Source organism: Pantoea sp. ME81 (assembly GCF_903970985.1).
Taxonomy (GTDB): domain Bacteria; phylum Pseudomonadota; class Gammaproteobacteria; order Enterobacterales; family Enterobacteriaceae; genus Pantoea; species Pantoea communis.
This window is the reverse complement of record NZ_CAJCKS010000201.1, coordinates 1-7,888: the sequence shown is the minus strand read 5'-3', so window position 1 is coordinate 7,888 and position 7,888 is coordinate 1. Positions and strand designations below refer to the sequence as shown.

The following is a 7,888-nucleotide window of genomic DNA, read 5'->3' as shown; positions in this document are numbered from 1 at the left end:
ATTAAGTGAAGGCAAAGCCGGGATGTTTGAAATGGCTCATACCGGGACAATATTTTTAGATGAAATCAGCGAAACCTCTCCTGAAATTCAATTAAAGCTTTTACGTACCATCCAGGAACGTAAAGTCATGCGCATTGGCGATAGCAAAGTCACGCCGGTAGATATCCGCATTATTACCGCCAGTAACAAGGACCTTCCCGCGTTAATACGTCAGGGCCGTTTTCGTGAGGATTTTTACTATCGTATCTGCGTCTTGCCTTTATTCTTGCCACCCTTGCGAAAACGACGACTGGACATCCCAGAGCTGATCGCGTTTATCATCCAGTCACAAAAACTGCCGAACATTCGTCTCAATTCGGCCGCGTTAACTCATCTTTGCCAACTGGACTGGCCTGGAAATATTCGTCAACTCAGCAATATCGTCGAGCGACTTGCTGTGATGGCGCAAGGCGAGCAAGTGGATATGCCCATGCTTTTACTGGCATTGCAGGATTCGGCACGCATGTCATTGATGGGGGATGAAATTGAGCATGAACTCGATGAAGCCTCAAGAATTCGACAAGCTTTGAAGCAGAGTAATAAAAATCGCGCGCTAGCGGCGAAGCTACTTGGTATCAGTACAACAACCCTGTGGCGTAAGATGAAGGCGTTGGACCTTTGATTAAAGGCTGCATTCACGCGGAATGCAGCTTATCCATTTTACGCCTCTAACCCCGCATTATGCATCCCACGGCGCAGCGTGAAGTTCACGCCCATGGTCAGGAGGGGATCTGGCGGATTCCACTCTGGCTTCGGCAGTGACAGCAGGTAATCAATGGTATCGTTGCGTTTACCCGCCAGCCAGTCGGCCAGCATGGTGCCCATGGCGGTACAGCGTACCGTGCCGAGACCATTGCAGCCCAGCGCGCCATACACATTCTTGCGCAGTTCGCCAAACAGGCTGGAACCGTTGCGCGTCATCCCCAGGCCACCGCCCCAGGTGTGTTCGAAAGGCACATCTTTCAACGTTGGATAGCGACGTTCAAATGACTGGCGATGGGTTTGACGATACTTCTCGGTGTAGCCCGGCTTATGGCGTCCATCTTCGTTGAAGCTGAAGCTGTTGCGAATCAGGATGCGATTGTCATGGGTACGTCGCGAAGTGCTGCCAAACGGGTCCGCTGGAATAATGCCCCAGAAATCCTCACCGCCAATGCTGTCCTGCTCGGACTTGGTCAGCGGGCGGGTCAGGCTGCCGTAGGTGAAAATCGGGAAAATGGTGCGTGGGCCAAAGCCAAAGTGGGTACCAAAGGCGTTATTGCCCAGAATCAGCTTATCGGCAGTGATGCGGCCGGTCGCATGATGCAACACGATCTGCGGTTCATACTCAACCGCGGTGATGGCAGTATCTTCATACAGGGTGACGTTTTCCGGCAAGCTGTCTGCCAGACCTTTCACCAGTCCTGAAGGCTGAACCAGAATGGTACCCGGCGTATAGAGCGCTTTGCGATAGAAGCTGGTGCCGAAAATATCTTTCAGCGCACTGCCTTCGATGATTTTGCACTTCTCACCTAAAGCTTCAAGGCCACCGCGATAGGCATCCAGCACCGCCATGCCGCTGTCTTCAACGGCTGCCTGATATTTACCGGAGTGGCGCATATGCGCGTCGGTAATATTATGCTCCTCCACCAGGTCCTTCAGGATGCGCTGGCCGGTCTGGTTCAGATTGAGGATATTGCGGGCAACGGTTTTATCGCCGATGTAATCCGGTGCGCTGATGTCGTGCGGCACGTCGATCAGGAAACCCGCGTTACGTCCAGAAGTGCCAAAACCAACCTGTTGGGCTTCGACCAGAATCACCTGATCGTTAGGGAAGTTCAGCGCCAGACGACGCGCGGCTGCCAGACCAGCAAAACCGCCGCCGATCACCACCCATGGCGCTTTGGCATCACCGACCAGCGCGGGCTTAGGAATACGCTTCTGGCTGGTGTGGAACCAACCTGGCGTGGGGTCATCGGAAGGCAGTGCATCAATGCGCAGTAACGATTCAGGATCGTTCGGCAGATTGTCTGTCAACAGCGTTGCGCCACCGCCCGCGGCAATGACTCCGGCACCGATTCCTGTGCCCACCAACAATTTCCTTCTGGAAATACCCATGAAAAAAGACTCCTCGATGCAGATAAGTTGTTCTAAAAATTGCCTGCGCTGCCTGAATTCGGGCCAGATAGCGACGTTACGCATTGCTAAAAAATGTGTGACTTATGTTTCTAGGTATATTTCATGTATACATGATGTATTCAGATTATTTCGATTTGTAAAATCCGTGTCAACCCTGTTTTGTGTAAGCCGATGGCGAGTGGGCAGGTCAGTTCCTGGAATAACTCTTGCATCATCACCAGCGATCAATGCCGTGACTTGCTGGAGAAAGCTGTGAACCTCAATACCTATAAGTATTTCAATGAAGTCGCTGCGACGGGATCGATACGCCGTGCCGCAGACCGCCTGCACGTTGCGCCATCCGCTATCAGTCGGCAGATTGCACTACTGGAGCACACACTGGGTGTGATGTTGCTGGAACGCACCAATACAGGGATTCGATTAACACCAGCGGGGACACTGCTTGAAGGTTTCACGCGTAAGATGTGTCGCGATCTCGACCGTATTCATGAGTCGATAAAGAATTTAAAAGGTTTGCGTGAAGGTGAAGTCAAAATATGGGTGATTGAAGCAGTGGTGCAGGCGATTTTACCGCGCATCATGACGGACTTTAATGAAAATTACCCGGCGATACAGTTTTCGATTAATAGTGAATCGTCCGACCGCACGATAGAAGCGATTATTCGCGATGAAATCGATATTGGTATTGTGTTTAACATGGGTGACCGCCCTGGAATAGAAGTGATTAAACGCTGCGCTGCACCCATTCAGTGCCTGGTTTCACCCGGTCATCCCCTGGCACAACATCAATCCCTGAGTCTGGAAGATATTTGTTTTTATCCGATTGCGCTGCCGGTCTCCAGTTTTGGCATGCGACAAACCTTCGATAAAGTCACGCGCAGCCTGCATCTCCATCCGCACTCGATCGTGAATACCAACAACCTGGAACTCACCAAAGCTATGGCGATCGCCGGGCGTACACTGACCATCGGTCCGAAGCAGATTGCTGCCCGCGAAATCGAACAAAATATGCTGCGTGCAATCCCCATTGATAATGAAGCAATGGAATCCGCCAACATTGAAATATGTGTCCATCGTGACCGTACACTCTCTTTTGCTGCTCACCAATTCCTTAAACATGTGTGTCGGGAATTCAATTAAACATGAATTCATCCGTTATCGTCATAATTTTCCCTTATCCATAAATTAAAAATCGAGGAAATTGACCGGGTTAATGCGTTGGTTTTTGGTGTTCTAAAAGTGGCAACACAGCGTGCTGCATTCGATATTACGGATAGCCCGAAATTGCGTGGTATTTATTTTCAATCGCAGAGTTTACACACCAGAAGTGAATGCTTGTCGCCAACCAGGGGAAAAACATGCCGGACATCATGACTAACGGAATTCGAACGCATTACGACATCGAGGGAACAGGTCCGGCGCTTATTTTTGTGTCAGGACTCGGCGGCACGGCCGCGTACTGGCAGCCGCAACTGGCGGCTTTTGCCCAGCACTACACCGTGGTGACTTACGATCAACGCGGTGCAGGCAGCTCAGATCATCCAGCCGGGCCATACAGTATCGACACGTTGGTCGAGGATTTGCTGGCGCTGATTACTGTACTGAAACTGGAGAGACCTGCGTTGATTGGTCATTCAACCGGTGGCGCGATTGGTCAGCTGCTGGCCTCGCGCCATCCTGAGTTGCTTTCCGGCATGGTGCAATATGCCAGCTGGGCAAAATCGGACAGTCATTTTAACTGGTGTTTCCGTATGCGCCGTGCGTTGCTGCTCGGCAGCACTATGGAAGAGTATGTGCACGGTAGTGCGCTGTTCCTGTATCCGCCTGAGCATATCAAAACCCATGCGGAGAGCCTGTCACCGGGACTGCTGGCCTCAGCAACCCGCTTTCCCGCTCGTGATGTGGTGCTCAGCCGTATCGACGCCATCATGGCGCATGACGCCACCGCGCAACTGGCAGCCATTCAAACGCCAACGCTGGTGTTGTGTGCACAGGATGACATCCTGACGCCGCCCTATCAGTCGCGTTTTCTCGCGCAACACATCCCCGGCGCAGAACTGAAAATTGTGCCACAGGGTGGCCACAGCTTCTCCGAAAGCGAAACGTCATTATTCAACCAAATTACGCTCGAGTTTCTCGCGGGCATTCACGCGTCAGCGTAATGAATGAAGGAGTGTCACATGAGCCAATCTGATCAACGCAATGTGGAATTCGGCGTGTTTCTGCCGGTGGGCAACGGCGGCTGGATCACCTCAACCACCAGCCCGCAGCTGCCAGCCACCTACGACTACAACAAACAAGTGACGATTCTGGCGGAGCAACTGGGGTTTGATTTTGCCCTGTCGATGGCGAAGTGGCGCGGCTACGGCGGTCCTTCGCAACACTGGGATGTCACGCTGGAAAGTTTAACCACCATGGCGGGCCTGGCCGAAGCCACCAGCCGGATTGGTGTTTGGGGCACGGTGCACACCATGGTGTTTCACCCTGCGGTGGTAGCCAAAATGAGCGCCGTGTTGGATCAAATCTCCAAAGGACGTTTTGGCCTCAACATCGTATCGGGTTCGAACCCAACCGATCAGGGACAGATGGGCTTATGGATGGATCTCGACCACGCCGAGCGTTATGAACTGGCGGCTGAGTGGCTGACGGTGCTGAAGCGCTTGTGGACCGAGGATCGTGTCGATCATCAGGGCAAGCATTATCAGCTGACCGACTGCATGTCGAATCCTAAACCGGTTTCGCCGCCGCCGATTATCTGCGCGGGCGCTTCGGATCGCGGTTTCCTGTTCACCATGGAGCACTGCACCGGCAGTTTTATGCTGGGTTCCGATCATGATGATTTCATCAAAACCGGATTGCGTGCCAAAGAGCTGGCATTGCAGCAAGGCAAACCGGATTTCAAAACCTACGGCTTGTTCACCATCGTACCGGGCGCCACCGATGCAGAAGCACGTGAACGTGTGGCGCTGTATGACGCCGGTGTCGACACCATCGCGCTTGATAATCAGACACGCGAGTACTCCGGTGATAAGAGCTTTAAACAGAACACCATGGCGCAGCGCTTTGTTTCGCAGGGGGAACAGCGTAACTCCATGACGCGTGCCGCGCTGGTGGGGTCAGCAGAAACCATCGGCAACAAGCTGGCAGCGATTGTGAAGGGCGCACAGCTGGATGGCGTGACGGTGATCGTGCCGGACTTTATCGATGACCTGCGCATTGTCGGTACCGACGTGCTGGAAGTGCTGGAGCATCACGGCGTGAATACCCATGCACGCGCCTATCAAAAATCCATGACCGCTTCGTAGGGGAATTCCCCTGCCAAAACGTAAATCACTTTACCGGGAGTCAAATGATGAGAATAAAGATGATGATGGCTGTTGCTGTGGCTGCGGTATTGGCGAGCAGTGCAATTCAGGCGGATGAGAGCAAACCGCGCGTGGCAGGTCTGTTCACGCAAACGGTGACACAGGGTTCCTGGGATATGGCGGGCTATGCCGCGTTTAAATCCATGGCGGATAAACAGGGCTTTGCGCCCAGCTATCTTGAGCACACCACTTATGAAGCGGCTCCGTCGGTATTACGTCAACTGGCTTCCGATGGCGTGAAGTTAATCATCGCGCACTCTTCGGGATATTCAGCGGCCATCAAAGAAGTCGCGCCATCGTTCCCGAACACCCAGTTCGTGTTGTATTCCTACGAGGGGTCTACCGCCAACTTGCCAAACTATTCGGCGTGGTCCGTGGATTGGGATGAATACGGCTTTGTGCTCGGCGCATTAGCCGCCAGCGCCAGCAAAAACGGGCACATCGCGGTGATCAGCGGTGAACCTATTCCGTCTGCGGAACGCACCGTGCAGTTCATCAAGAAAGGTGCTGCCTACGTGAACCCGAAGGTGCAGGTGGATTCTGCCTATGTCGGTTCATTTACCGATGTTGCGCGTGCCAAAGAGATCGCCACTGGCGCCATCGCACGCGGTGCAGACTTTGTGATTCCTTCTGCGGATACCGCCGACGCGGGTATCCAGCAGGCGGCGGATGAAGAGGGCGTGCTGACCATCGGTTCCTACACCGATCAATCGAAATCCTTCCCGAACTCAATCATGACCTCAACGGTGATGAACTTTGAAAAATCCTATGCGGATATTGGCAAACACTATGCCGATCACCAATTAGGTAACCGCATCATCACCGAGAACCTCTCCACCAATGGCTGGACGCTTTCGACGCCGTTTGCGCACGTTGATAAATCAGTGCAGGACAAGGTGTTCCAGGTCATCGCTGACCTGAAGTCTGGCAAAGTTAAGATTGAGGAGTAGCGCATGAGCAGCCCGCTTATCGAACTCGATCATGTTTCGAAGCGCTATCCCAATGGCTTCGTGGCGCTGGAGAACGTGTCACTGTCGCTGTTTCCCGGTGAGATTCATGCGCTGTTGGGGGAGAACGGAGCGGGCAAATCCACGCTGATGAACATTCTGTACGGCGTGCACGAACCCAGCGCTGGCGGGGTACTGATGGGCGGACGGCAGGTGATTCATCGGCGACCGGCAGATGCCATCGCTAATGGTATTGGTATGGTGCATCAGCACTTCAAGCTGGTAGCACCGTTTAGCGTGGCCGAGAATCTGGCGCTGGTGGCGCGAGGCGTGCAGCGAAAAACGTTACGGCGTCACGCAGAGATTCGCGCCTTTATGCAACGCTATGGCGTAGATCTCGACCCTAACGCGATTGTGGGGCATTTACCGCTGGCATTACAGCAGCGCGTGGAAATCCTCAAGGCGCTGGTGAATGACACGCGCGTGCTCTTGCTGGATGAACCCTCCACCATTCTTACGCCGGTTGAAATCCGCGCACTTTACGCCACGTTGCGCCGCATCAGTGATAGAGGCACGGCGGTGGCGGTGGTGACGCATAACGTCGATGAAGTGCTGGCCCACGCCGATCGCTATACGGTGTTGCGTCGCGGTAAAACCAACGGCAGCGGACTGACGGCGGCGTGCAGCGCAGAACAGTTGGTCGAAAAAATTGTGGGCCGCACTGTCAGCAGCGGCACACGGTTGGGCGCGCAGCGTCTTGCGGGCGGAGAACAGCTGAAGATTCAAGGGGTGAATGTACGCCCGGGCAGCGGCTCGCCGGGTTTGCATGACATTAACCTCAGCTTAGCGGCGCGCGAGGTGGTGGGCGTAGCGGGTGTGGAAGGTAATGGTCAAAGCGAACTGTTTGCGCTACTGGCCGGGGAGTCTGTTCCGGACAGCGGTGAAATTCAACGCAGTGATGCACAGGTAACGCTGGCGCTGGTGCCACAAGACCGTCATCACGAAGGGTTATCCCTCGATCTGCCGGTGTCTCACAATCTGCTCTATCCCGACATTATGCAGGGACACTATCGCCGCTTCGGGCTACTCGACCATTCAGCGATTGCGCAGCGCGCCCGCGAAATGATCGACCAATCCGATATCCGTACCCATTCACACGCCAGCCCGGCCCGTTCGTTATCGGGCGGTAATCAGCAAAAAATCGTTGTTGCGCGTGCCATGGCACAAGATGCCTCGATCATCGTGGTGTACCAGCCCACGCGCGGGCTGGACTTGGCCGCCGCTGAAGCGGTGAAATGACCCGCGCACCATTCCGGATGGCAAAGCGGTGATTGAGAAGTTCCGCGCCAGTGGCTTCGAACCGGAAGGTTACACCCTGTACGCTTACGCCTCTGTGCAGGCTATTGCGGCGGCTTACAA

7 protein-coding genes and 1 pseudogene are annotated in these 7,888 nt (G+C 54.1%); 7 read left to right on the top strand and 1 reads right to left on the bottom strand.

The annotated features are described in order from the left end of the window. A partial coding sequence (locus H7A81_RS23825) for a sigma 54-interacting transcriptional regulator (protein WP_182058910.1) occupies positions 1-661 on the top strand: 661 nt, incomplete at its 5' end. 38 nt (positions 662-699) lie between these two features. On the opposite strand, the gene H7A81_RS23820 is transcribed toward H7A81_RS23825, so the two are convergent. Next, positions 700-2,109, bottom strand: coding sequence for an NAD(P)/FAD-dependent oxidoreductase (locus tag H7A81_RS23820; RefSeq protein ID WP_370529981.1), 1,410 nt, complete (start codon positions 2,107-2,109; stop codon positions 700-702). Positions 2,110-2,409: 300 nt separating this feature from the next. Between H7A81_RS23820 and H7A81_RS23815 the strand changes: the two genes are divergently transcribed. From H7A81_RS23815 to H7A81_RS23790, 6 genes and pseudogenes are all read left to right on the top strand, one after another. After that, the gene (locus H7A81_RS23815) at positions 2,410-3,297 is read left to right on the top strand and encodes a LysR family transcriptional regulator (protein WP_160867672.1); all 888 of its coding nucleotides are present in this window, start codon (positions 2,410-2,412) and stop codon (positions 3,295-3,297) included. Between the two features lie 218 nt (positions 3,298-3,515). Further along, entirely contained in the window at positions 3,516-4,319 is an 804-nt protein-coding gene (locus H7A81_RS23810) for an alpha/beta fold hydrolase (RefSeq protein WP_182058909.1), read from the top strand. An 18-nt stretch (positions 4,320-4,337) separates the two neighbouring features. Continuing rightward, the gene (locus H7A81_RS23805; RefSeq protein ID WP_182058908.1) at positions 4,338-5,462 is read left to right on the top strand and encodes an LLM class flavin-dependent oxidoreductase; all 1,125 of its coding nucleotides are present in this window, start codon (positions 4,338-4,340) and stop codon (positions 5,460-5,462) included. 44 nt (positions 5,463-5,506) lie between these two features. Next, entirely contained in the window at positions 5,507-6,472 is a 966-nt protein-coding gene (locus tag H7A81_RS23800; RefSeq protein ID WP_237449345.1) for a BMP family protein, read from the top strand. Between the two features lie 3 nt (positions 6,473-6,475). Further along, entirely contained in the window at positions 6,476-7,768 is a 1,293-nt protein-coding gene (locus H7A81_RS23795; RefSeq protein ID WP_255479031.1) for an ABC transporter ATP-binding protein, read from the top strand. Then, positions 7,767-7,888: pseudogene (locus H7A81_RS23790) on the top strand (branched-chain amino acid ABC transporter substrate-binding protein); the annotation flags it as partial. The gene H7A81_RS23795 and the pseudogene H7A81_RS23790, both read left to right, overlap by 2 nt.

What these genes read in the sequence shown, in the direction of transcription:
- H7A81_RS23810 (WP_182058909.1), top strand. Translation starts at nt 3,516, where the DNA reads ATGCCGGACATCATGACTAACGGAATTCGAACGCATTACGACATCGAG.
- H7A81_RS23805 (WP_182058908.1), top strand. Translation starts at nt 4,338, where the DNA reads ATGAGCCAATCTGATCAACGCAATGTGGAATTCGGCGTGTTTCTGCCG.
- H7A81_RS23800 (WP_237449345.1), top strand. Translation starts at nt 5,507, where the DNA reads ATGATGAGAATAAAGATGATGATGGCTGTTGCTGTGGCTGCGGTATTG.
- H7A81_RS23795 (WP_255479031.1), top strand. Translation starts at nt 6,476, where the DNA reads ATGAGCAGCCCGCTTATCGAACTCGATCATGTTTCGAAGCGCTATCCC.